This window comes from Actinomyces oris, from assembly GCF_001937445.1.
Classification (GTDB): Bacteria; Actinomycetota; Actinomycetes; order Actinomycetales; family Actinomycetaceae; genus Actinomyces; species Actinomyces acetigenes.
In genome coordinates, this window is record NZ_MSKS01000025.1 from 54933 (window position 1) to 77402 (window position 22470).

The 22470-nt window shown below is 70.7% G+C and carries 18 protein-coding genes and 1 tRNA gene; 4 read left to right on the plus strand and 15 right to left on the minus strand.

What is annotated here, in order from left to right; genetic code table 11:
• Nucleotides 1-174: 174 nt before the first annotated feature.
• From BKH20_RS07980 to BKH20_RS07990, 3 genes are all read right to left on the minus strand, one after another.
• Complete coding sequence (locus tag BKH20_RS07980; protein WP_075390611.1) at nucleotides 175-1407, minus strand: YgfZ/GcvT domain-containing protein; 1233 nt, start codon at nucleotides 1405-1407, stop codon at nucleotides 175-177.
• Nucleotides 1407-2144, minus strand: coding sequence for an FABP family protein (locus tag BKH20_RS07985; protein ID WP_075390612.1), 738 nt, complete (start codon nucleotides 2142-2144; stop codon nucleotides 1407-1409). Before BKH20_RS07985 ends, BKH20_RS07980 begins: the two co-directional genes overlap by 1 nt.
• 303 nt (nucleotides 2145-2447) lie before the next feature.
• Complete coding sequence (locus tag BKH20_RS07990; protein ID WP_075390613.1) at nucleotides 2448-3584, minus strand: hypothetical protein; 1137 nt, start codon at nucleotides 3582-3584, stop codon at nucleotides 2448-2450.
• A 196-nt stretch (nucleotides 3585-3780) separates the two neighbouring features.
• Here BKH20_RS07990 and BKH20_RS07995 point away from each other — a divergent pair, with 196 nt between their 5' ends.
• The gene (locus BKH20_RS07995) at nucleotides 3781-4452 is read left to right on the plus strand and encodes a winged helix-turn-helix domain-containing protein (protein ID WP_075390614.1); all 672 of its coding nucleotides are present in this window, start codon (nucleotides 3781-3783) and stop codon (nucleotides 4450-4452) included.
• A 446-nt stretch (nucleotides 4453-4898) separates the two neighbouring features.
• Here the strand turns inward: BKH20_RS07995 and pstB are convergent, their stop codons facing one another.
• From pstB to pstS, 4 genes are all read right to left on the minus strand, one after another.
• Entirely contained in the window at nucleotides 4899-5678 is a 780-nt protein-coding gene (gene pstB, locus BKH20_RS08000) for a phosphate ABC transporter ATP-binding protein PstB (protein WP_003781705.1), read from the minus strand.
• A 78-nt stretch (nucleotides 5679-5756) separates the two neighbouring features.
• Nucleotides 5757-6920, minus strand: coding sequence for a phosphate ABC transporter permease PstA (gene pstA / locus BKH20_RS08005; RefSeq protein WP_178388575.1), 1164 nt, complete (start codon nucleotides 6918-6920; stop codon nucleotides 5757-5759).
• A 1-nt stretch (nucleotide 6921) separates the two neighbouring features.
• A complete protein-coding gene (gene pstC, locus BKH20_RS08010) occupies nucleotides 6922-7938 on the minus strand; it encodes a phosphate ABC transporter permease subunit PstC (protein WP_075390615.1) in 1017 nt (338 codons plus the stop codon).
• Between the two features lie 99 nt (nucleotides 7939-8037).
• The gene (gene pstS / locus BKH20_RS08015) at nucleotides 8038-9111 is read right to left on the minus strand and encodes a phosphate ABC transporter substrate-binding protein PstS (protein WP_075390616.1); all 1074 of its coding nucleotides are present in this window, start codon (nucleotides 9109-9111) and stop codon (nucleotides 8038-8040) included.
• Nucleotides 9112-9307: 196 nt separating this feature from the next.
• On the opposite strand from pstS, the gene BKH20_RS08020 reads away from it, so the two are divergent.
• Nucleotides 9308-9637: a cell surface protein gene (locus BKH20_RS08020; protein ID WP_256693097.1), complete on the plus strand. Its 330-nt coding sequence runs from the start codon at nucleotides 9308-9310 to the stop codon at nucleotides 9635-9637.
• Between the two features lie 115 nt (nucleotides 9638-9752).
• On the opposite strand, the gene BKH20_RS08025 is transcribed toward BKH20_RS08020, so the two are convergent.
• From BKH20_RS08025 to BKH20_RS08035, 3 genes are all read right to left on the minus strand, one after another.
• Nucleotides 9753-10781: an NUDIX hydrolase gene (locus tag BKH20_RS08025; protein WP_075390617.1), complete on the minus strand. Its 1029-nt coding sequence runs from the start codon at nucleotides 10779-10781 to the stop codon at nucleotides 9753-9755.
• 12 nt (nucleotides 10782-10793) lie between these two features.
• On the minus strand, nucleotides 10794-13580 hold the full coding sequence (locus BKH20_RS08030) for an RNA degradosome polyphosphate kinase (protein WP_075390618.1): 2787 nt from the start codon (nucleotides 13578-13580) through the stop codon (nucleotides 10794-10796).
• A gap of 455 nt (nucleotides 13581-14035) precedes the next feature.
• Complete coding sequence (locus tag BKH20_RS08035) at nucleotides 14036-14698, minus strand: hypothetical protein (protein ID WP_075390619.1); 663 nt, start codon at nucleotides 14696-14698, stop codon at nucleotides 14036-14038.
• A 291-nt stretch (nucleotides 14699-14989) separates the two neighbouring features.
• On the opposite strand from BKH20_RS08035, the gene BKH20_RS08040 reads away from it, so the two are divergent.
• Nucleotides 14990-15063: transfer RNA gene (locus BKH20_RS08040), tRNA-Lys, on the plus strand.
• 340 nt (nucleotides 15064-15403) lie between these two features.
• Here BKH20_RS08040 and BKH20_RS08045 read toward each other — a convergent pair.
• From BKH20_RS08045 to BKH20_RS08060, 4 genes are all read right to left on the minus strand, one after another.
• Nucleotides 15404-16258, minus strand: coding sequence for a hypothetical protein (locus BKH20_RS08045; RefSeq protein ID WP_075390665.1), 855 nt, complete (start codon nucleotides 16256-16258; stop codon nucleotides 15404-15406).
• 266 nt (nucleotides 16259-16524) lie between these two features.
• Complete coding sequence (locus tag BKH20_RS08050; protein WP_256693098.1) at nucleotides 16525-18069, minus strand: DEAD/DEAH box helicase; 1545 nt, start codon at nucleotides 18067-18069, stop codon at nucleotides 16525-16527.
• A 338-nt stretch (nucleotides 18070-18407) separates the two neighbouring features.
• Nucleotides 18408-19820, minus strand: coding sequence for a GntP family permease (locus BKH20_RS08055; RefSeq protein WP_075390620.1), 1413 nt, complete (start codon nucleotides 19818-19820; stop codon nucleotides 18408-18410).
• A gap of 134 nt (nucleotides 19821-19954) precedes the next feature.
• The gene (locus BKH20_RS08060) at nucleotides 19955-20482 is read right to left on the minus strand and encodes a gluconokinase (RefSeq protein WP_075390621.1); all 528 of its coding nucleotides are present in this window, start codon (nucleotides 20480-20482) and stop codon (nucleotides 19955-19957) included.
• 126 nt (nucleotides 20483-20608) lie between these two features.
• Here BKH20_RS08060 and BKH20_RS08065 point away from each other — a divergent pair, with 126 nt between their 5' ends.
• Complete coding sequence (locus tag BKH20_RS08065; protein WP_075390622.1) at nucleotides 20609-21322, plus strand: FadR/GntR family transcriptional regulator; 714 nt, start codon at nucleotides 20609-20611, stop codon at nucleotides 21320-21322.
• Nucleotides 21323-21530: 208 nt separating this feature from the next.
• On the opposite strand, the gene BKH20_RS08070 is transcribed toward BKH20_RS08065, so the two are convergent.
• A complete protein-coding gene (locus BKH20_RS08070) occupies nucleotides 21531-22355 on the minus strand; it encodes an undecaprenyl diphosphate synthase family protein (RefSeq protein WP_075390623.1) in 825 nt (274 codons plus the stop codon).
• Between the last annotated feature and the right edge of the window lie 115 nt (nucleotides 22356-22470).

The window sequence follows — 22470 nt, forward strand, 5'->3', positions numbered from 1 at the left end:
GAACAGTTGACGCCTCACGCAGCGGCCGGCAGCCGTTCCGTCAGCCTCGGGCCGACAGCGACTGGCCACCGCGGGTGACAGCCCCCGGACCGTCACCGGGCAGACGTCGGGCTCGGGTCCCAGAGCAGCCGGCCCGGGCTCGGGACAGCCGAAACCGATCGGGCTCGGGACCGCTCAGAGTCGCAGGCCCTTGCGCAGCTCGGCGCCGGGCCGCTCGGAGGGACTGGCCTGGGCGCGCCCCTCGGGGGAGACCAGCACCTCCTGGGCGGCGTCAACCCTCCCGACGGGGACGGTCTTGCCGGTGGCCTCGTCGACCTCGGTGATCTCCACGGTCAGCTGCTCGCCCACGGGCACGGCCCGGCGCAGCAGAGCCAGGGCGATGGGGCCGAGCTCGTGGTGACGCGCCACGGAGGTCACGGCGCCCACGGCCCGCTCCCCCATGCGCACACTCGCCCCCGGCCGGGGCAGGTCGCCGACGAGACCGTCGAGCTGGAGCACGGTGAGGCGGCGCGGAGGCCGGCCCAGGTTGAGGGTGCGCGCAATCGTCTCCTGGCCCGGGTAGCAGCCCTTCGTCAGGTGCACGGCCGTGCGCAGCCAGTCCAGCTCGTGGGGGATCGCGCGGGCGTCGGCCTCTCGGGCCCAGCGGGGGCGGCCGGCCTCAATGCGCAGTGCCTCCCAGGCCAGGGCGCCGGCCAGGCGCCGACCCTCCCCCGCAGCGAGGAAGGCCTGCGCCACGGCATCCACGCTCCGAGCGGGCACGAGGACGAAGCCGGCCCGGTAGCCCTGGCCGGGATGCGGCCGGTCCGCTCCGACGTCGTAGCTCGTGCCGCCCTCGACGACACCCGGCCACGGGTCGCGCCACAGGCCGATGAGTGAGCCCTGGGGCTCGGCGGCGTCGGCCTGTGCCTCCGGTGAATCGGAGGCGTCCGACGCGGTGTCGCGCGCCGCCTGGGCCAGGGCCTCGAGGCCCTCCCCCAGGGCGCCCAGCGCCATGACGTCGGGTTGCTCGGTCACCTCGACGCGCAGCATGAAGCGCATGGAGTCCAGGAAGGTCGCCAGCGCCTCGCCACTGTCGGCCTCCGTGACGAGCCAGAGCGTGCGGCCGTCGTCAAGGGCCGCGAGCGCGTGGGTGATGTGCCCCTGGGCGTCGAGGAGCAGCGTCTCCGCGCCGCCGTCGCCGGGCTCCAGGGCGGTGAGCACCTGGCTGGACAGCGTGGTCAGCCAGCTCAGGCGATCCGGCCCGGTGACGGTGACGACGTCGCGCGCCAGGGCGCAGGCCGCGCGCCCCTCCACCAGGGCGGACTGCTCGCGGCCGGGGTCGCCGAGGTGGGCGGGGACGGCCTGGTCGGGGTCGTCCGGCGCGGAGGCGACGGCGCCGGGGCGGGTCAGCAGCGGGGAGGGGAGCATCAGGCGTTTGGCTCGGCGTCGTCGGAGGCGGGTGCGGAGGAGGTGGAGGACTCGCCCTCCGGCTCAGCCGGGTCGAGGGCGGAGCCGGGCTGGGCGGCAGGGTCATTCACGTCGTCGACGCGGCCGAGGCGGCCCGAGGCGTAGGTGGTCACCTCGCTCTGGCCGAAGGCGGCCATGTCCTGGGTCCACATGAGGTCGCCGCCCACGAGCCCGAACATGCGGGTCATCTCCTCCACGGGGACGGCGGTGCGGGCCCGTCCCACGGCCTGGGTGCCGACCTGGGCGCGCGGCCCCTGGATCCAGCCCTCCCAGACGGCAACGTGGCCGGCGGGGTCGGCCGAGACGAGCTCGAGCCGGGTGACGGGGGTGAGCGGACCGCCGGAGCCCTTGGTGTCGGCGTCGTCGGTGGTCTCGGCGGCGTCGGGCTGCTCCTGGCCGACGGGTCGCCAGTAAATGGTCTCGGTGGACCAGATCTGGGCGGGGGCCAGGAGGGAGGCGCCCTGGAGGCCGGGCATCTCGAAGTCGAGGTTCTTGGAGCGGGTGGCATCGACCGTCCAGATGGTGGTGGTCTGGCGCAGGTAGGGGCCGCCGTCGTGGTCGAAGGTCATCTCCTGGTAGACGGCCTGCTCGGGCACGGTCTCGCCGTAGGTGAGGATGCCGTAGCCGCGCCAGGTGCCGGCCAGCCAGGCCAGCGGGTAGAGCTCGGGGGCCAGGTCGTCAGGAAGCGTGAATGCCATGCCCGCAGCCTACGACGTCACCCCAGGCCGCATCACGCGCGCCGCCCGCCCGGGCCGCGCGGATCCGCCGGCGCCCCGTGCGTCCACCGCATCCCGGAGCCGCAAATCCGGGCAGAATCGGCACCTCGGTGTCCAAATCTGTGACAAAGGCGGCGAGGAGCGCTGAGCGCGCCAGACGAAACCGCATGATTCTGCGGTTTCTTCGCTTGACCGCAGGGCTTCGGAACCTCTTTGTCACCGATTTGGACATCCGGCCGCCGTGACGCGGCGTCCTCGGGGCCTCGCTGGGCCGGGCGGCCGCCGTCAGCCGGCGATGAAGCCGCCCAGGAGGCGGGCGATGGCGTAGACCGGCACGCCGACCGACAGGATCGGCACAAGCGCGGAGGCCACCGCCGCCCGCCCGCCGGGCACCCACCGGTGGGTCCACAGGACGCGGTTGCCCGAGGCCATGAGGACCCCCGCCACGAAGCCGACGGCCACGCAGGCCACGGCGCTCTGCAGGGCCGCGGTCGCGCTGATGTGGGACAGGCCGAAGAAGCCGGCCGAGGCCAGCACGTAGCCGGCGCCGCCGGCGAACAGGGCCGGCACCGTGACAGTGAGGGCCTCCAGCATCCGGGCACGCACGTTGAGGACGGTCAGGACGGCGCCGACGAACAGCGCCAGGCAGGTGGGCACCACAATGGCCGGGTCGGCCAGTCCCGGTTCCAGAGCGCACCAGGCCGAACCGGAGACCGCCACGAGGCAGCCGGCCACCGTTGAGGACAGGTCCTCGACCAGGTTGTGCCGGCCGTCGCGCCGCAGCATCTGGCCGACGAAAGCCAGCAGGATCGAGAAGGCCATGACTAGGCCGGCCACCCCCATGTCGTCGAGGAGGTAGACGCTGACGGCGGCCGACAGCCCACTGATCGTCATGACGATCGTGCCGCCCAGGTCGTGCCGGGCACGCACGAGTGCGGGCCAGCCCTGTGCGGCGGCCGGCACCAGGACGGCCACGAGGGCCAGCCTCACCCAGCCGGGCAGGACCGAGCCGACCGCCAGCAGCAACGGCACCACGCCCGCGAAGGCGAGCCGGGTCCAGGCCGGGTCCACCAGGCCCGGCTCCTTGGGGCGGTTGGAGGCGCGGCGGGTGGCGTAGCCCAGGTCCTCGGTGAGGTCGACGTCATCCCCTAAGTCCGCTGAGCGGGCCGCTCCCGGAGCACCGGAGGAGCTGGCCGACTCACCGGAGGTATTCGAGTCGGTCGCGCGTGCGGCGGGCTCCGACTCGGCGGGCCCGGCCGAGACGGCGGAGTCACCCGTGCTGATGACGCTGGCCCAGTCCGCCACGCCGCCGGCGGCCGTCGGAACGGCTGCGGCAGGGGAGTGATCGCGCGAGCCGCGGGAGGCCCCGCGGGTGCGCGCGGCCGGCTGGGCTCGTCGATGGTGGGTAGTCACAGCACACATCGTCCCACACCCGGGCGGCCGCGGCGCCCACTCCAGCCCCGCCCCATCATCCTCCTGGGTGGTCAGTATCCGGACAGTCGTTGCCCCAGGGGATTTCACCCGCGACTAGGTGTGGTTGACTTGTCCCAACAGTATCGCCGCTGCTCAGCTCGACTGCGCCGGCGAGCCCAGATCGCGAGCCGCGGGAGGAGCAGCCATGCGGATCATCATGTTCACTCGTGAGAGTGAGGCCACTGATGTCCTGCCGGCAACCGCCTTCCTCGACTCCCCGGTGGAGTGCCTCCCCCCGATGCCGTCCTCCTACGCGGAGGTGGACAACGCCGACGTCGTCATGATCGACGCCCGCGGGGACCTGACCCGCGCCCGTGCTCTGTGCCAGCTGTTCACCGGGCCCATGGACTGCCCGCCCATCATCCTCATCGTGGAGGAGGGCGGCGCCGCCGCGGTGCAGATCGACTGGGGCGCCGCCGACTTCGTCATGGCCGGCGCCAAGCCCGCCGAGCTGTCGGCCCGGCTGCGGCTGCTGCGCGCCCATGTCCCGGTCGTGGACGAGGTCGACGACGACCGCATCGACGTGGGCGATCTCGTCATTGACGTCACCGCCTACACGGCCCGACTGCGCGGCACGATCCTGGACCTGACCTACAAGGAGTTCGAGCTGCTGAAGTTCCTGGCCGCCAACCGGGGGCGGGTCCTGACCCGTGACGCGCTCCTGCATGAGGTGTGGGGCGAGGACTACATCGGCGGCTCACGCACGGTGGACGTGCACATCCGTCGCCTGCGCGCGAAGCTGGGCACCGAGCACGACAACCTCATCGGCACGGTGCGCAACGTCGGCTACCGCCTGGACGCCCCCGAGGACGCCTGAACGCACCAGTTCCGGGAAGACCGGGAAGGCCCGGACAGGGCAGATCCAGCCAAGGGCGGGCCAGGCGCCCGTCCGCCGTGTGGATTCACTGCGTGGACACCGCCGCGGCCCGGAGCCCGGGCCTGTAGACTTTTATGCGGCGTCGGGCCGTGACGGGCCCCGGGCTCCAACTCAAGCCGCCGCGAGCGGCATTCGCGCCGACTGGCGCTCTCCGGCCCGACGTCCCCCTCTCCTGAGCGTCCTGTCGCCCGCCTCCCTCTCGTGACCGCACCGCCGTGTCGCGCAAGGCGCCCAAAAGTGTCACTCCGGGCGACTTTTACCTGCGCGGCACCAGTTCCCGGATCAACGTGTCATGCGCTGACCTGCGCATACGTAAATCCGCGGTGCTCAGACCGGCCTCAGACGGCCTGAAAAGTCGCCATTCGTGACACCTGACCCCTCGATCCTCAGCCGAAGCGGCCGGAGATGTAGTCCTCGGTGGCCTGCTGGCTGGGGGCGGAGAAGATCTTGTCGGTGGAGTCGTACTCGACGAGGTGGCCCGGCTTGCCGGTCGCCTCCAGGTTGAAGAATCCGGTCATGTCGCTCACGCGCGAGGCCTGCTGCATGTTGTGGGTGACGATGACGATCGTGTAGTCCGTCTTGAGCTCGGAGATGAGGTCCTCGATGGCGAGCGTGGAGATGGGGTCCAGGGCGGAGCAGGGCTCGTCCATGAGCAGGACGGCGGGCTTGACCGCGATGGCGCGGGCGATGCACAGGCGCTGCTGCTGGCCTCCGGACAGGCCCAGGCCGGGACGGTCCAGGCGGTCCTTGACCTCGTCCCACAGGTTGGCTCCGCGCAGGGAGGCCTCCACCAGGTCGTCCGCATCGGACTTCTTGATGCGCCGGTTGTTGAGGCGCACGCCGGCCAGGACGTTCTCGGCGATGGACATGGTGGGGAAGGGATTGGGCCGCTGGAAGACCATGCCGATGGCGCGACGCACCTGGACGGCATCGACGCCGGGCCCGTAGAGGTTGACACCGTCGACGATGACCTGGCCCTCGACGCGGGCGCCGGGGATGGTCTCGTGCATACGGTTGAGGGTGCGCAGGAAGGTGGACTTCCCGCAGCCGGAGGGGCCGATGAGGGCGGTGACGGACTTGGGCTCGATGACGACGTTGACGTCCTTCACGGCCAGGAAGTCGCCGTAGTAGATGTTCTCGCCGATGACGTCGATGCGCTTGGACACGTCGGTTCCTTTACCTGAGGTGGACTGCTGAGGGCTCTGGGGTCGCTGGGGGCGGGTGGCCCGGCGGCTCCGGCCGGGCTAGCGCCGGCCGCCCTTGGGGCTGAAGTACTTGGAGATGAGGCGGGCGGCGAGGTTGAGCAGCATGACCAGGATGATGAGGGTCAGCGCCCCGGCCCAGGCCCGCTCCATGGCGGCGGCCTCCCCGCGGGAGTACTGGTCGTAGACGAGCACCGGCAGGGTGGACATGGAGCCGTCCAGCGGGTTGGTGTTGGTGCGGATCGTCAGGCCCACGGTGATGAGCAGCGGGGCGGTCTCGCCGATGACGCGGGCGATGGCGATCATGACGGAGGTGGTGATGCCGGCCACCGCGGTGCGCAGCACGACCTTGACGATGGTGAGCCACTTGGGCACGCCCAGCGCGTAGGAGGCCTCGCGCAGGTGGGAGGGGACGAGCTTGAGCATCTCCTCCACGCCGCGGATGACCACCGGCGTCATGAGGACGCTCAGGGCGACTGCCCCGATGATGCCGGCCTGGTAGCGGGGGCCGGCCACGATGAGGAAGATCGAGTAGGCGAACAGCCCGGCCACGATCGAGGGGATGCCGGTCATGACGTCGACGAGGAAGGTGATGACCCGCGCGATCCAGCCGCCGTTGTACTCCACGAGGAAGACGGCGGTGAACAGTCCCAGGGGCACCGAGATAAGGGTGGCGATCCCGGTGATCTGGAGAGTGCCGACGATGCCGTGGTAGAAGCCGCCGTTGGAGGCGTCGGCGCCGCGCATGTTAGTGGTCAGGAAGTCGTAGCCGAAGCGGGCCGAGCCGCCCGACAGGACCATCCACACCAGGGAGACCAGCGGCACCATGACGACGGCGAAGGACAGGTAGATGAGGAGGGTCACCAGGGTGTTGCGGCCCCAGCGCTCCCCCTCACGCACCCAGGAGACGGCGGTGGCGCCCACCACCCATACCAGGGCGGTCAGGGTGACGACGGCGGCGATGCTCCACCCGGCCAGCAGGCCGATCCCGCCGACGACGACGAAGGCGGCTCCCAGCGCAGCCCAGATGAACCAGTCGGGCAGGCGGTAGGAGGTCAAGGGCACGCCCTCGATGGAGGGAGGGTCGGCCAGCGGGTCGACGGGGGCGGCCGGAGCCTCGGCGGCCGCGAGCGCGGCCTTGAGGGACTTGGGCGCGGAGGCACCAGTCTCGCCGGCGGTGGGCTCGGGGGCGTTCGTGGGCGTCATGTCAGCTGGCTCCTGAGAACTCGGAGCGGCGCGCGATGATCCACCGCGCCAGGGAGTTGACCGCGAAGGTGATGATGAACAGGACCAGGCCGGTGGCGATGAGCACGTTGACGCTCAATCCGTAGGCCTCGCGGAACTGCGAGGCGATGTTGGCGGCGATGGTCTGGTGCTGGCCCGCCTGGAGGATGCGCAGGTTCAGCCCCATGCCGGGTGAGAGGATCATGAGGACGGCCATGGTCTCACCCAGGGCACGCCCGAGCCCCAGCATGGAGGCGGAGATGATGCCGGAGCGGCCAAACGGCAGGACGGCCTGGCGGATCATCTCGTAGCGGGTGGCGCCCAGGGCCAGGGAGGCCTCCTCCTGGAGGGTGGGCGTCTGGAGGAAGATCTCGCGGATGGTGGCGGTGATGATCGGCAGGATCATGACCGCCAGGACCAGGGAGGCGGTGGTGATGTTCTTGGCCGGGGCCGTGTAGTCGGCGAACAGCGGGATGAAGCCGAGGTGGTCGCTCAGCCAGGTGTTGATGGGGTCGAGCAGGGGCACCAGCCACAGGAAGCCCCACAGACCGAAGACCACGGAGGGGATCGCGGCCAGCAGGTCCACCATGTAGCCCAGGGCCTGGGCCAGGCGGCGCGGGGCGAAGTGGGAGATGAACAGGGCCACCCCGATGCTCAGCGGCACCGCGACGCCCAGGGCGATGGTCGAGGACAGCAGCGTTCCGAAGACGAGCGGGGCCACGTAGCCCCACAGGCTGCGGTCACGCATGAAGGAGACCGACTCCAGGGTCTGGCGCGAGGCCGTCAGGGCGGGCAGCGCCTCCCGGATGAGGAAGGCGGCCACGAGGGCGAGCACCACCATGATGAAGGTGCCGGCGCCGAAGGACAGGCCGGTGAAGATCCGGTTGCCGGTCTGCCCGGGAGCCTTGCCGGGCTGGATGATGGCGTCGTCGGCGCTGCTGGAGGCGGTCGCGGCTCCCGTTGGGGGCGGCGACGACGGCGGTGGAGTGGTGCTGGCCACGGCTGACCCTCCTCGGGGTGTGTGGGGCGGCGGCTGGGCGGGTGGGTGCTGGCTGGTCATGTGGTTCGGTGCGGCGTCGGGGTGGCCGGCCGGGCGGCCTCAGGCGGCGATCTTGTCGATGGCGGCGTTGATCTTCTCGCGCATCTGGCGGGTGATGGGGGCGCAGCCGGTGGCCTTGGCGGAGGCGTCCTGCCCCCGGGTGGAGGCGGCGAAGCGCAGGTAGGCCTTGACGACGGCGGCGATCCGGGCGTCGTCGTAGCGCAGGCGGGCGGCGAGGTAGGAGACCAGGACGATGGGGTAGGCGCCCTCGGCGTCGTGGCTGGGCTGGTAGAGCAGGCGGGTCTCGTCGGCCTCGGCGCCCAGGGTGGCGGCGTCGAGGGCGGTGGCCGCGGCCTTGGCGGAGACGGGCACGTAGGCCCCGTTGGAGCCGACGGCGACGGTGCCCAGGGTGGCGGGGACCTTGGAGGCGTCGGCGTAGCCGATGGTGCCGGTGGCCGCGGAGACGGTCTGGATCATGCCGGCGGTGCCGTCTCCGGACTGGCCGCCGCGCAGCGGCCAGGTCTCCTCGGGCTCGTGGGGCCAGGCCTTGGGGGCGACGGTGGCCAGGTAGGTGGTCAGGGCCTTGGTGGTGCCGGAGTCGTCGGAGCGGCTCACGACGATGATCCGCTGGTCGGGCAGGGCGGCGCCGGGGTTGAGGGCGGCTAGGGCGGGGTCGTTCCAGCGGGTGATGGCCCCGGAGAGGACCTTGGCGAGGACCTCGCCGGTCATGTTGACGTGGGACTCGCCGGTGAATCCGGGCAGGTTGTAGGCCACGGCGATCGGGGAGATGTAGAGGGGCAGCTCGACGGCGCCGCCGATCCGGCTGATCTCGTCGGCGGTCATGGGGGTGTCGGTGCCGGCGAAGTCGATGGCGCCCTCGACGAGCTTGGTGCGCCCGGCCCCGGAGCCGCCGCCGGCGTAGTCGACGGTGGCGCGCAGGTTGGCGCCCATGAAGGTGTTCATCCAGGCGTCCTGCGCGTCGGACTGGGAGGTGGCGCCCGCGCCGCGGATCTCCCCCACCAGGTCGCTGGAGGCGTTGGGGTCGGCGGCGCCGGCGTCGCGCCCGCAGGCGGTCAGCGCGGTCAGGGTGGCCGCGCTCAGGGCGCCCAGGGCGCCGCGACGGGTCAGGAGCACAGGCTCTCCTCGCTCAGTCAGAGGGGGTCGGGGGTCCAGTCGGATACCGGGTGATTGTCAGGCAGCGGTCACGATAGGCGCCCCGGATGAAGGTTCCGGGTGACCGGGGTAAACGGCCGGTAAACACCTCCCGTGAGGACGGTCATATTTCGATACGGTGGTGGGGAGACGACCGCTTCAGATGAAGGACATCGACATGACCCACGACCGCAACCTCACGATCTCCTCACGCCCCGCGTTCTTCTCCGTGCTGGCGGCACTCAACGCCTCGGTCATCAACTTCTTCGTGCTGTGGAGCAATGCCGACACCGCGGCGGTCAACCGTGCCGAGGAGCACGGCTTCGACCCCAGCCAACTGCTGCCCCACGACACACCGTTCTGGTTCGCCGCGCACGCCTCACTGCTGAGCCTCCTGGCCCTTGACGTCCTCGTCTTCATGGCGTGGCGCAGGTCCCGCCGCCACGTGCCCCAGCAACCGGATGTGATCAACGGGGCGTTACCGCACGATCACATCACCCACCAGTAGCAGTCCGTCATCTCGGGAGGGGAATCAACTCGCGGGTTACCGGAGAATCCCGGTAACCCGCGAGCCCATAGTTCTCCCGGGGAAGACATCGGTTCGAGTCTGCGCCCCTTTCGAATCAGCGGCCCTCGGACAGGACGGGGCGCTGCTTCTCGATGGCGACGGCGCGGATCTTGCCGCGGGGGCGGCGGGCCATGTGAACCACGAGGATCTCACCGGTCTTGAGCCAGGGGTCCCGGTCGGGCACGGAGCGCAGGAGCTTTCCGGGGGCGTACTGGGAGACGACTCCCATGATGGTGGGCAGGACGGGCCGGTGGGTGCACAGCGCCGTCGGCTCCTCGCGCACGCGAAGAACCTTCTTGACCACGGAGCGCACGCCCTTGGGACTCTGGGCGTGGGCCATCTCGGTCAGCGCCCCAGCCGTCTCCAAGTCCAGGCCCGCGGCCGCGGCGTAGGGGGCGACCGTGTCCACACAGCGCTTCCAGGGGCTGGTGATGACGCGCCCGACCCCGTAGGCGGCCAGGATCGGGACGAGGGCGCGGGCCCGGGTCTCGCCCTGGTCGTGGGTCAGGGGGCGGGTGGCCTCGTCGGTCTCCTTGTCCCGCTCCTTGGGGCGGTTCCACACGGAGCGCTTGACGGCGCGGCCGTGGCGCACGAGGACCAGGGTCCAGGTGTCGAGCTTGCCGTCCTCCCACAGGTCGACGAGCTCGCCGAGCAGGTCGCGGTCGTAGGAGTAGGTCAGGCGCTTGCGGGCCTGCCCCACGCGCAGCCACTCGACGCTGTCGATCTCCTTGGCCGAGGCGGGCTTGACGGCGCAACGGGCGGCGACGGCGGCCGAAGCCTCGGGGGCGACGCGGGCGGCCCAGTAGTGGACCTCCTTGCGCGAGCCGTCGCCGATCTTGTAGCGCACGCGGCTGAGGGGCTGGCCCAGGATCACCTGGACGCCGGTCTCCTCAGCGACCTCACGTACGGCACAGGTGCGCACCGACTCGCAAGACTCGACCTTGCCCTTGGGAATGGACCAGTCGTCGTAGCGGGGACGGTGGACCAGGAGCACCTCGAGGTGCTTGCCGTTCTCACGCCACACCAGGGCGCCGGCGGCCTTCACGGTCTCGCGCGATCTGTTCTTCTTGCTGGAGGGGCTCATGGCACGGCCGTCTCAGTGCCGGCCCTTGACGCGCGAGCGCGCCCGGGCCATGAGGCTGTCCTGGATGTCCTCGAGGCGGTTGCCCTCGGCGTCGAGGAGGCGACGCTCCCAGGATCCGTCGGGCTGGAGGTGCCAGGAGGCGACGTCGTCGGAGGCACAGTGGGTGACCAGCCACTCGAGGTCCTCGACCATGGCGGGGTCGGTGATGCGCACCAGGGCCTCGACACGGCGGTCGAGGTTGCGGTGCATGAGGTCGGCCGAGCCGATGAACAGCTTGGTCTGGCCGCCGGCCGCGAAAGCATAGATGCGCGAGTGCTCCAGGAAGCGCCCCAGGATGGAGCGCACCCGGATGTTCTCGCTGAGGCCCTCGACGCCGGCGCGCAGGCCGCAGATGCCGCGCACGACGATGTCGACCGGCACCCCAGCGCGCGAGGCGCGGTAGAGGGCGTCGATGACGGTCTCGTCGACGATGGAGTTGACCTTGATGCGGATCCAGGCAGGCAGGCCGGCCTTACGGTTGGCGATCTCCTGCTCAATGTGCTCCACGAGCCCGTCGCGCAGGCCACGGGGGGCCACGAGCAGGCGGCGGAAGCGGGCGCGCGGGGCGTAGCCGGAGAGCTGGTTGAACAGGGTGGTCAGGTCCTGGGCGACGTCGCGGTCGCAGGTCAGCAGCCCCAGGTCCTCGTAGCCGCGGGCGGTCTTGGGGTGGTAGTTGCCGGTGCCGACGTGGCAGTAGCGGCGCAGGCCGTCGGACTCCTGGCGCACGACGAGCAGCAGCTTGCAGTGGGTCTTGAGGCCGACCATGCCGTAGACGACGTGGACGCCGGCACGCTCGAGCTTGCGGGCCCAGGAGATGTTGGCCTCCTCGTCGAAGCGGGCCTTGATCTCCACGATGGCGACGACCTGCTTGCCGGCCTCGGCGGCCTCAATGAGTGCGTCCACGATCGGGGAGTCGCCGGAGGTGCGGTAGAGGGTCTGCTTGATGGCCAGGACCTTGGGATCGGCGGCGGCCTGGGCCACGAACTCCTGGACGGAGGTGGAGAAGGAGTCGTAGGGGTGGTGCAGGAGGACGTCGTGCTCGCGCATGGCGGCGAAGACGTCCGGAGCGGAGGAGGACTCGTAGGCGGCCAGGCCCGCGGCCGTCACCGGCACGAAGCGCGGGTACTTCAGGTCGGGGATGTCCAGGTCGTGGAGCTGGTTGAGGCAGGTCAGGTCCAGGGGGGCGGGGAGCTCGAAGACGTCGTCGCCCTTGAGGCCCAGGGCGCGCACCAGGTAACGGCGGGTGAAGGAGGAGATGGTGTCCTCCACCTCCAGGCGCACGCAGTCGCCGAAGCGGCGCCGCTCGAGCTCCTTCTCCATGGCCTTGAGGAGGTTCTCGGCGTCGTCCTCCTCCACCTCGAGGTCCTCGTTGCGGGTGACCCGGAAGAGGTGGTGCTCCAGGATGTCCATGCCCGGGAAGAGGTGGTCGAGGTGCTGGCCGATGACGATCTCGATGGGAATGACGGCGCAGCCGGCGGCCTTGTCCGCGGCGTCAAGCTCGCGGCCGGGGACCTGGATGAGACGCGGCAGGGAGTCGGGCACCTTGATGCGGGCGAAGTGCTCCTTGCCGCTGCGCGGGTTGCGCAGGATGACGGCGAGGTTGAGGGACAGGCCCGAGATGTAGGGGAAGGGGTGGGAGGGGTCGACCGCCAGCGGGGTGAGGACCGGGTAGATCTGGTGGCGGAAGTAGCGGGTCAGGCGCTCCTGCTGGTCGGAGTTGAGCTCGTCCCAGCCCAGGATCTTCACGTTGCGCTCGGCCAGGGCCGGGCGGATGTCCTCCTGGAAGAGGGCGGCCTGGCGGGCGGTGAGCTCCTTGGTACGGCTGGTGACCTGGGCCAGGACCTGGTTGGCGTCCAGGCCGGAGGCGCGCACCGGGGTGATGCCGGCCTTGATGCGGCGCATGAGCCCGGCGACGCGCACCATGTAGAACTCGTCCAGGTTGGAGGAGAAGATCGCCAGGAACCAGGCGCGCTCCAGCAGGGGCAGGGTGTGGTCCTCGGCCTGCTCCAGGACGCGCTCGTTGAAGTCCAGCCAGGTCAGCTCCCGGTCGATGAAGCGGTTCTTGAAGGACTCCAGGGGCGGCAGAAGATCCTCGGGGTCCGCCTGAGCGGTGTCGGCGGAGGCGGCCGAGGCCGCGACGTCGGCCGCGGCGCTGGCACCGGTCGCGCCGGCCGAGCTCTGTGAGGAGGCAGCGGAGGGGGCGCTGTCGGAGCCGGCGGCGGGGCCCGAGCGGGGGTCGCTGCCGGGAGCGGGCAGGCCCCGGTCCCCCGGCGCCGTGGTCGACGGGGTCGCCTGGGCCTCGGCGGCGGACGGGGCCGAGTGCGAGCTGGCGGAGGTGATGGAGGAGGGGGCGATGGCGGGGGTCGCGGTGCCGATGGGGCCGGGGGCGGGGGCCTCCTCGCCGTCGACGATGTCGTCGAAGTCCTCGTCCTCGTACTGGGGGCCGGAGTCGTCGGCGAAGTCGCGCGGGTCGGCGACCTCGATGACGTGCTCCTCCTCGACCGTCTCCTCGGCGCCCTCGGGCTCGTCGGGGCCGGCGACCTCGGCGGAAACGGCCGGCCCGTCGGCGCTCGCGGCCTCGGGCGAGACCGCCGACTCGGCGGCCTCCGTGGCTTCCACGGCTTCGACAATCTCGGCAGCCTCGGTCGCCTCGGCGTCGTCGGTCACCTGCCCGGGCTCCTGAGGGTTGGGGTGACGCATCCACCCGCCCAGGAAGCGGGAGAGCGGCGTGGGGGCGGAGTGGGGCGCGTCGTTGGTCATGGCCACATGGTCCCACGTCCGGGCAGCCTTGTGGGGCGGGGGTCCGCCCCAGTTCGGCAATGATGCGAGGCGTCGCCGCTCCCGCCCGTTCTTAGGGACTCATGGCCGATAGGCGACCCCGCTGCGCACTCCTCCCCATCGCGTGCGGCACGCTCCCCTATATTCCTCACGGCGATTCAGTCCTCGCGCAGCGGCTGTTCGGCAACCGAATCCGAGCGCCAGTTCTCCTGCCCCAGAGGCGGCGATGCACATTGGGTACTGCGCGATGCAGCGTTCATGATCTCGCCGATGGTGCCGGTGGTGTCCAAATCTGTGACAAAGGAGCTTGCGCACTCTTCACGGCTTCAACAGATCCGCGGAATCATGCGGTTTTGATCCGTCCACGGAGGCTTGCTTCGGGCCTTTGTCACCGATTTGGACATCTCGCGCCCGGATAGCCCCTGCGCAAGGCCCTCTCAGTCGAGGAGTCCGGCGGCGGCGCGGCGGGCGGCGTCGGTGAGCTCGTCGGCGGTGGCCAGGAGGGCGGAGTCGCGGCGGGTGACGCGGTCGGCGAGCTCGTCGGTGTCGTCCTCGATCCACACGGGGTTGGAGCCGGCCGCCAGGGCGCGCAGGAATCCGGCGGTGGCGCTGAGCAGCGGGGCGATCTCGGTGACGGAGCCCTCGACGCTGCCGGCCAGGACGGCGTCGAGGCGCTCGCGCAGGTCGGTCGGGGAGGGCACGGGGCGCGCCTCGCTGAGGACGGACTCGAGGCGGGCGTTCGTGGTGTCGTCGGCCTCGGTGAGGTCGACGACGGTGGCGTAGCGGCGGGCGACGAGCTCGGGGTCGCGGCGGATCCACTCGCGCACGAGGAACAGGCGCCACAGGGTGCCGGGCAGGGTAGTGGCCGGGGAGTCGGCCCACAGCTCGGCAATGTCGTCGATGCCGTTGGTGGCGACCGCGGCGACGATGCCGGAGCGGGTGATGGGGTCGCCCTCGGTCTCGCTGCCGGGGAAGCCGCCGATGAGCGCCTGGGCGGCGCGGTGGGCGAGCTCGGAGGCGACGGCGGTGTCGGTGCTGCCCTCGATCTGTTCGGCGGCCTCGGGGTCGAGCCGGGCGGGGCGGTGGAACTGGCGGGCCATGGGGACTCCTCACGCGGTGCGGGCGCGCCGGCGACGACGCGCAGACCCATTGTCTCGCGGGAGCACGGGCGCCCCCCACCGGTTCACTTCCGGCCGACGGCGGCGCGGAGGGCTCAGGGAGCCGGGAGACGCACCGGCGGGCGACGAGACGGGGTCGTGGGCGGTGCCGAGCGGGCGCGACCATCCGGATCGCGGAGGGCGATGGTGAGTCCGGTTCGACACGGCGGTCGGTTGTCCGGCTATGCTGGCCCCTGCCGATGGCGTCTGGACTCTGTTTCCGGCCGTCGGCACGCCCCCTTAGCTCAGTTGGTCAGAGCTGCGGACTTTTAATCCGAAGGTCGTGGGTTCGAGCCCCACAGGGGGTACCCCGCCGGCCTCGGCCCCACCAGGGACCGGGGCCTTTTTCACGTCCGGGGCGCCGGCAGCGGCGCTAGCCTGCCGCCCTGTCAGCACATGGTTTCGGGCTGCGTGATGGTTGATGGCATCAAGTGAGCTCAGGTGACACCGATCCACGTGGACTGGACGCCCCGCCCAGCGGGGACGGGAGAACTCGCTCATGTCGAGCCGGGCATGATCGACGCCAGCCCAAGTAACCGGATGCAAGCACAGCTCACGCAGCCACAGGACATACCCGGCCCTGAGGACCGCATCTTGAGGATCGCGGACCGCTCCGGAGACTCACGCCCAACCTCCCGGGCAGCTTGGTCATTTTCCGCTTGCAGCGGCGTCGAGCACGCGACCGACGTAGCTGCCGAACTTCTCGGTGATGCTGCCGTGGTTGTCGTCGGGCCACTCGCTCCAGGTGTGACCGAAGCCCGCCGATCGGTAGTAGGCCAGGCTGTTGCGGGCGTGCCCGCTGCCATCGAATCCGTCGAGGCTGTTGGCGGGCACGTCACGGATTCCGGTCACCCAGTTCAACGAGAGCCGTTCCTTGGCGCCTGAGGAGAAGGCCGCCTTCTCCTCAGGCGCGTCGCCGCCCCCGAAAAGCAGGAAGCCCCCGCCCGCCATGCGCTCGGCGTAGGCCGGGAAGAACCACTGGCTGATGAACTCCGAGCCGCCGGAGTAGCCCACGAGCCAGACTCGATCCGTGGTGGCGCCGCACCCGGCGACCACGTAGTCGAGCGCCTGCTCCAGGTAGTGGACCTTGCCATCCTGATCCTCCAGCCACCAGGTTCCGTCGTCTCCGGGAGCACGCACCGAGACCACGTCGTACCCGCGAGCGCTCGCCGCCTCGACGACTCCCCCGGCGCCGGCCAGGCCACCGCGGGACCTCTCGCCCCGGTCCAGATTCCCTTCACTGTGGAAGGGCTGCCCGTCGCCGTCGAGGTAGACGACCAGTCCGACCGGCACGTCCGTGGCCGCGTAGAAGATGCAGTCGGAGGTCTCGTCCTCGTCGTCGGTGTAGGAGAACGCGGCAGGAACCGACAGGTCTCCCGGCGTCGGCCGCAGGCTCGGCGCAACGCCGGCCCCGCGTGAGTGCAGGTGCGAGGGCGGAGTCGAGTGCGTTGCCGCTTGCTGCACCCCCCGAGAAGCGCAGCCGGCCAGGATGAGGCCCGTCATCACGCCGGTCAGGGCTCGCCGCGAAAGGTGCGCCGCCACGCTGTCCACCCACCTTCCTGATCGCCGTCAGCCACTCGACGGTAGCACCGGCATCCCGGTTCCGCCCGGTCGGCGCGAGGCCCGAATCGCACCACCGACGACGACACGAACCAAGGTGGATAGGGGCTCAGCGCGGGAGCACGGCGCCTTCAACACCCAAGGGCGCGCGCCGAATGCCGCCTCACGCGACGCCTCAAGCGGGGCTGCCCTGACTACCCTGGCCGCTCTTAGCCCCGCTCGCCGCGGGAGCCGCGCCCACGACCACCGCCGCTGCGACCGCCCCGGCCGGAGGCCAGCCCGGAGCCCCGCTCACTGCTCCCTCCGCGCCGCTTCGCGCCGCGCCCTCCGTTCCCGGCGTGCCCGCCGCGTCCACCGTGCGCTCCCCCGCTGCGACCTCCGCGGCCGCCCTGACCACCCTTGGCCCCGCGACCGGACCGGCCGTGCCCCGCTTCGCCGTGGCCGTGGCCCGGACGCCCGGTGGAGGCCCGCCCACTGGGGCTGCCACCCTTGATGGCCACACCCTCGGGCATGTCCTCCAGCGCGACGGCCTCGGCAACCTGCCCCACGAGGGCGGCCACGGCGTCGTCGTCGGGCCGGATACGCTCAATGTCCGCGCGGATCCGCGCCTTCTTGAGCAGGACCTGCACATCGTGCTTCTGCTCGGGCAGGACGAGGGTGACGACGCTCCCGGCAGCCCCGGCGCGGGCGGTGCGGCCCGAGCGGTGCAGGTAGGCCTTGTGCTCGGCGGGCGGGTCGACGTGAACCACGAGCTCGACGCCGGAGACGTCGATCCCCCGGGCGGCGATGTCGGTGGCGACCATGACGTGCACCTGCCTGGTGGAGAAGGCCCGCATGGCGCGCTCGCGCGCGTTCTGGCTCATGTTGCCCTGCAGCTCGACGGCCGGGATCCCGGCCTGGACGAGCTTGCGGGCCAGGCGCCGGGCGAGGTGCTTGGTGCGGGTGAACAGGATGCGCTGCCCCTGCCCGGAGGCCAGGCGCCGCACGATGCCGTCCTTGGCGGTCTTGTCCGCGACCATCCACACGCGGTGGGTCATGGCGTCCACCGGCGAGGTCGAGGGGTCCACGGAGTGCTGGAGCGGGTCGTGGAGGAACTCCTTGACCAGCGTGTCCACGCCGTTGTCCAGGGTCGCGGAGAACAGCAGGCGCTGGCCGCGCTGCGGGGTGGCGCGCAGGATGCGGCGGACATTGGGCAGGAAGCCGAGGTCGGCCATGTGGTCGGCCTCGTCCAGGACGGTGATCTCGACCTCGTCGAGGCTGACGAGTCCCTGCCCCATGAGGTCCAGGAGCCGGCCGGGACAGGCGACGACGACGTCGACACCCGCCTTGAGGGCCTTCTCCTGGGGCTTGGCGGAGACCCCACCGAAGATGGTGGTCACATCCATGTCGACGACGCGAGCCAGGGGCTCGATGACCTCGGCGATCTGGAGGGCGAGCTCACGGGTGGGCGCCAGGACCAGGCCGATGGGGTGGCCTGGGCGGGCCTTGTCCTGCGGCGCCAGGCGCTGGACGAGCGGCAGGCTGAAGGCCAGGGTCTTGCCCGAGCCGGTGCGGCCGCGACCGAGCACGTCACGCCCGGCGAGGGTGTCGGGCAGAGTGGCGGCCTGGATGGGGAAGGGCGCGGTGAAGCCGCGGGCGTCGAGGTCGGCGGCGAGGTCTGAGTCCACGCCGAGGTCGGTGAAGGTGGCCTCTCCCGCAGCCGGGATCTTCCCGAAGGCGAAGCGGTGTGAGGCGGAGGTGCGGTGTGCGGCCACGAGGATCCTGTCGTTTGGGACCGCGAGCACGCCGGCGCGTGTCGCAGGCGGCGTGCGCGTCGGTGCGTGAGGTGCCGGCGTACGCGGCTCGACGGCGCGAGGCGTCAGGTGAGTCGACGCGCGCCGGGACCGGGGCACCAGCCAGGCCGGGCAGCGCCCGGACCAGGGAGCCATCCTGCCCGAGATCCCGCAATGTGTCACTACGGGCGACTATTCACTGTGCAGGCACTCGCCGCAGCCAGCATCGAAACGCCCTGACCAGCGGTTTTACGGCGCGCCCCGGAAACGACGGCCGCAGAACCGACGGAAAAGTCGCCATTCGTGACACTGAGGACCCCTCAGAAGACTCCCAGGGCGAGTGCGAGGAGGCTGATCGTGGCCATCGCGACCACGGACAGGATCGTCTCCATCAGCGACCAGGTCTTGAAGGTCTGCCCCACGGTCATCCCGAAGTACTCTTTGACCAGCCAGAAGCCGGCATCGTTGACGTGAGAGAGGAAGACGGAGCCGGCACCGATCGCAAGGACGAGGAGGGCGACCTCGGTCTGCGGCATGTGGCTGGCCAACGGCGCCATGATCCCGGCCGCGGTGATGGTGGCCACTGTCGCCGACCCGGTGGCCAGGCGCACGGCGACGGCGACAAGCCATCCGGCCAGGAGCGCGGGCACGGCCGCCTGCTGGATCCATGCGGCGATGATGCCGGCGATCCCTGAGTCGACGAGGGTCTGCTTGAATCCTCCCCCGGCTCCGACGATGAGCAGGATTCCAGCAATGGGCCCGAGTGAGGCCCCGACCCGCCCGCTGACGTCGTCGGCACTCAGCCCCAGGCGGGCCCCGAAGAGGTACATGGCGGCCAGAACCGTCATCAGCAGGGCGACGATCGGCTTGCCCACGAACAGGGCCGTGTGGACTGCCGGGTTACCGCTGTCCTCGGGGACGAGGGTCTCGACGACGGTGCGCAGAAGCATGAGTCCTACGGGCAGCAGGATCACCATGATGGAGGTCGCGAAGGAGGGACGCAGCCCCTCATGCTCCTCGTCCGAGGCCCCCAGCGGCTCGGGGGCCTCAATCGGCACCCACCTGGCCATCAATCGGGCCGCGACGGGTCCGGAGATGATGACCGTGGGCACGGCGACCAGCAGCCCCAGTCCGAGGGTGAGCCCCAGGTCGGCCTTGACGGCGTTGATAGCAATGAGCGGTCCGGGGTGCGGCGGCACGAGGCCGTGGAGCGCAGACAGACCGGCCAGGGCGGGCACGCCCAGCAGGATGAGGGACTGGTGGGAGCGCCGAGCGACGATCATAACCACGGGGATGAGCAGAACGATGCCGACCTCGAAGAACAACGGGATGCCGACGACGAAGGCGATGAACGCCATCGCCCAGGGAAGGCGAGGGCCGGGAGTACGGGCCAGAACCGTGTCGACGATCTGGTCGGCACCGCCGGAGTCGATGAGGAGACGGCCGATGATCGCCCCGAAGGCGATGAGGGTGCCCACATCGCCGATGGTGGAGCCCATCCCCTTGGTGAATGCGGTGAAGGTATCGGCCAGCGGAATGCCGGCGACGACGGCCAGGACCGCTGAGCCCAGTGTCAGTGCGAGGAAGGGGTGCATCTTGCGCCAGACGATGAGCACGATGATCGAGGCGATGCCGAGCAGGGCGGCCGCGATGAGCTGCGCGTGGTTGTCAGTGTGACTCACGGCGTCGGCGGCCGGCAGCGCAACCGGTTGAGCTGGAAGAGTGAACGTCATTGTTGTCTCCGTTGTCATTGGGAGGTGGGGTGAGGACGGGGTGTACGTGTGCCGGGTTCAGCGGGCCGGAGAACCGCGCACGGCGCGCTGGTTGGTTGGCATGGACGCCGGCGATCGTCAGCAAGGAACGATGCTCACACGGCGTTGGACGAGGCCTGCTCGAGTGCGGTGAGGATCGCCTCGAAGGTCTCCTCCGGCGTCGCCTGCGAGACCACGGTGACGCCGTCCTCGTCGTCGGACAGGGGCTCGAGGGCGGCGAACTGGGAAGGCAACAGGCTCAGGGGCATGAAGTGCCCCTCACGGTGAGCCATGCGCTCCTGGAGCTCATCGGCCTGGGCGAGCAGATGAATGAAGAAGACCCGCCCCTGCGCGCTGGAGAGCAGGTCGCGATAGGAGCGTTTGAGCGCGGAACAGGTGACGATCGTCTTGACGCCGTCGGCGGCGCGCTCACTCATCCAGTCGCGCATGGACTCCAGCCAGGGCCAGCGGTCCTCGTCGGTCAGGGCGATGCCGCGGCTCATCTTGTCGATGTTGACCTTGGGGTGGAAGTCGTCGGCCTCGGCGACGGGCCAACCCAGTGCGTTGTGAAGGTTGATCGCGGCCGTGGTCTTGCCGCAGCCGGAGACTCCCATGAGGACGAGGTGCTCAACGGATCGGCTCATGTCTGCTCCTTGATGACGCCTTTGTCGTGAACTGATACGACCAATCTACCTCAAACATAGTACCTTTAAAAGGGGTCGGATAGCATCTCCCACAGACATCTCGCACCACCCTCCGGGAGCACATCCATGTCCCCCACCGACCGACGTCGCGACGTCCTCGACTCCCTCGGGCGCGCCATCGTGACCGGGGAGATGACTCCCGGCCAGAGCCTGACGCTGGAGGCGATCCAGTCCCGCTACGGCGTCTCCCGAACACTGGCGCGCGACTGCGTCCACGCCTTGGAGTCCGTCGGCATCGTCGCCTCCCGACGTCGGGTGGGCATTACGGTTCAACCACGCGAGCACTGGTCAGCTCTGGCGCCTCAGCTCATACGCTGGCAGCTCGAGGCCGACCCGCACGGCCCCACACTCGGCGCCCTGACCGAGCTGCGCGCCGCCATCGAGCCGGTCGCCGCCGCAGCGGCCGCCCGCCGAGCCACCGAGGAACAGCGCTCCGGCCTGTTGGCGCTGGCTGCCACAATCCGAGCCAAGGGAACCACCGGAAACGTCGCCTCCTACCTCGACGACGACATCGCCTTCCACCGGCTCATCCTGGAAGCCAGCCACAACGACACCTTCAAGGCGCTGACCGACGTCGTCGCGGAGGTGCTCTCCGGGCGAGCCAGACTCACCGGCCAGGTACAAGTGCCTCAACCTGAGGCGCTCAAGCTCCACGAGCGAGTCGCCAGCGCGATCGCGACCGGGGACGCCACAGCGGCGGAGTCCTCCATGCGAGACCTCGTTGCCGAGGTGCGCAGCGCCCTACTCGAACGCGGCCTGCGCGGCTTCCTCGAGGCCTGATCCCCGCCAGCGCACGCCCGCATCGGCCAATGTGTCACTACGGGCGACTATTCACTGTGCAAGCACTCGATGCGGCGCCCCGCCAACGCTGTGACCAGCGGTTTTACGGCGCGCCCCGGAAACGAGGACCGCAGAACCGACGGAAAAGTCGCCATTCGTGACACCTGAGGACCCAAACCCGCCCCCGACGGCCACACAATGAGGCGGGCTACCTGCCCAGGCGGCGCTCCCGACTGGCGAAGTCGCGCAGCGCCCGTAGGAAGTCCACACGCCGGAAGGCCGGCCAGTTGACCTCGCAGAAGTAGTACTCGGAGTGCACCGACTGCCACAGCAGGAACCCGGAGAGCCGCTGCTCACCCGAGGTACGGATGACCAGGTCGGGGTCGGGCTGACCCTTGGTGTAGAGGTGCTCGGTGATGTCCTCCTCGCTGAGCAATGCGGCCACCTCCTCCAGGCTCGCCCCGGCGGCGGCCCGCTCGCGCAGCAGCTCGCGCACAGCGTCGGCGATCTCCTGCCGGCCCCCGTAGCCGACGGCGATATTGACCTGCATGCGCCGGTCCCCGGCCGCGGCATTGGCAGCCTCGCCCGCCGACCCGCCTGCCCCAGAGGCCTCCGCACTCGCCGGCCGGGAGCGGACGACGGCGGCGCGCAGGCGCTCGGCCAGAGGCTCGGGCAGGAGGTCGACGGCACCCACGAGGCGCAGGCTCCAGCGGCCGGTCTCGGCGAGCTCGTCGACGGCGTGGGCGATGATGTCCAGCAGGGGCGAGAGCTCGGCCGGGTCGCGGGAGAGGTTGTCGGTGCTCAGCAGCCACAGGGTGACGACCTGGACCCCCATCTGCTCGGCCCACCCGAGGAACTCCTCGATCTTGTCCGCGCCGCGCTTGTGTCCCTGCGCGGCCCCGAAGCCCATGGACTTGGCCCAGCGCCGGTTGCCGTCGAGGATGACACCCACGTGGTGGGGCACCGTGGCCGGGTCGATGCGCGCAGCCAGCCGTCGCTCATAGATGTCGTAGAGGAGGTTGTCGCCTGCCATGCCGTGTTCCTCGGGGCTCCTCGGTCGGGTTGTTGGGGGACGGGGCCCGACGGCGCGGGGCCACCCCCAACGCTATCGCGCGACGCCCCTCTCGCGCTGGACGAGTCGGCTAACA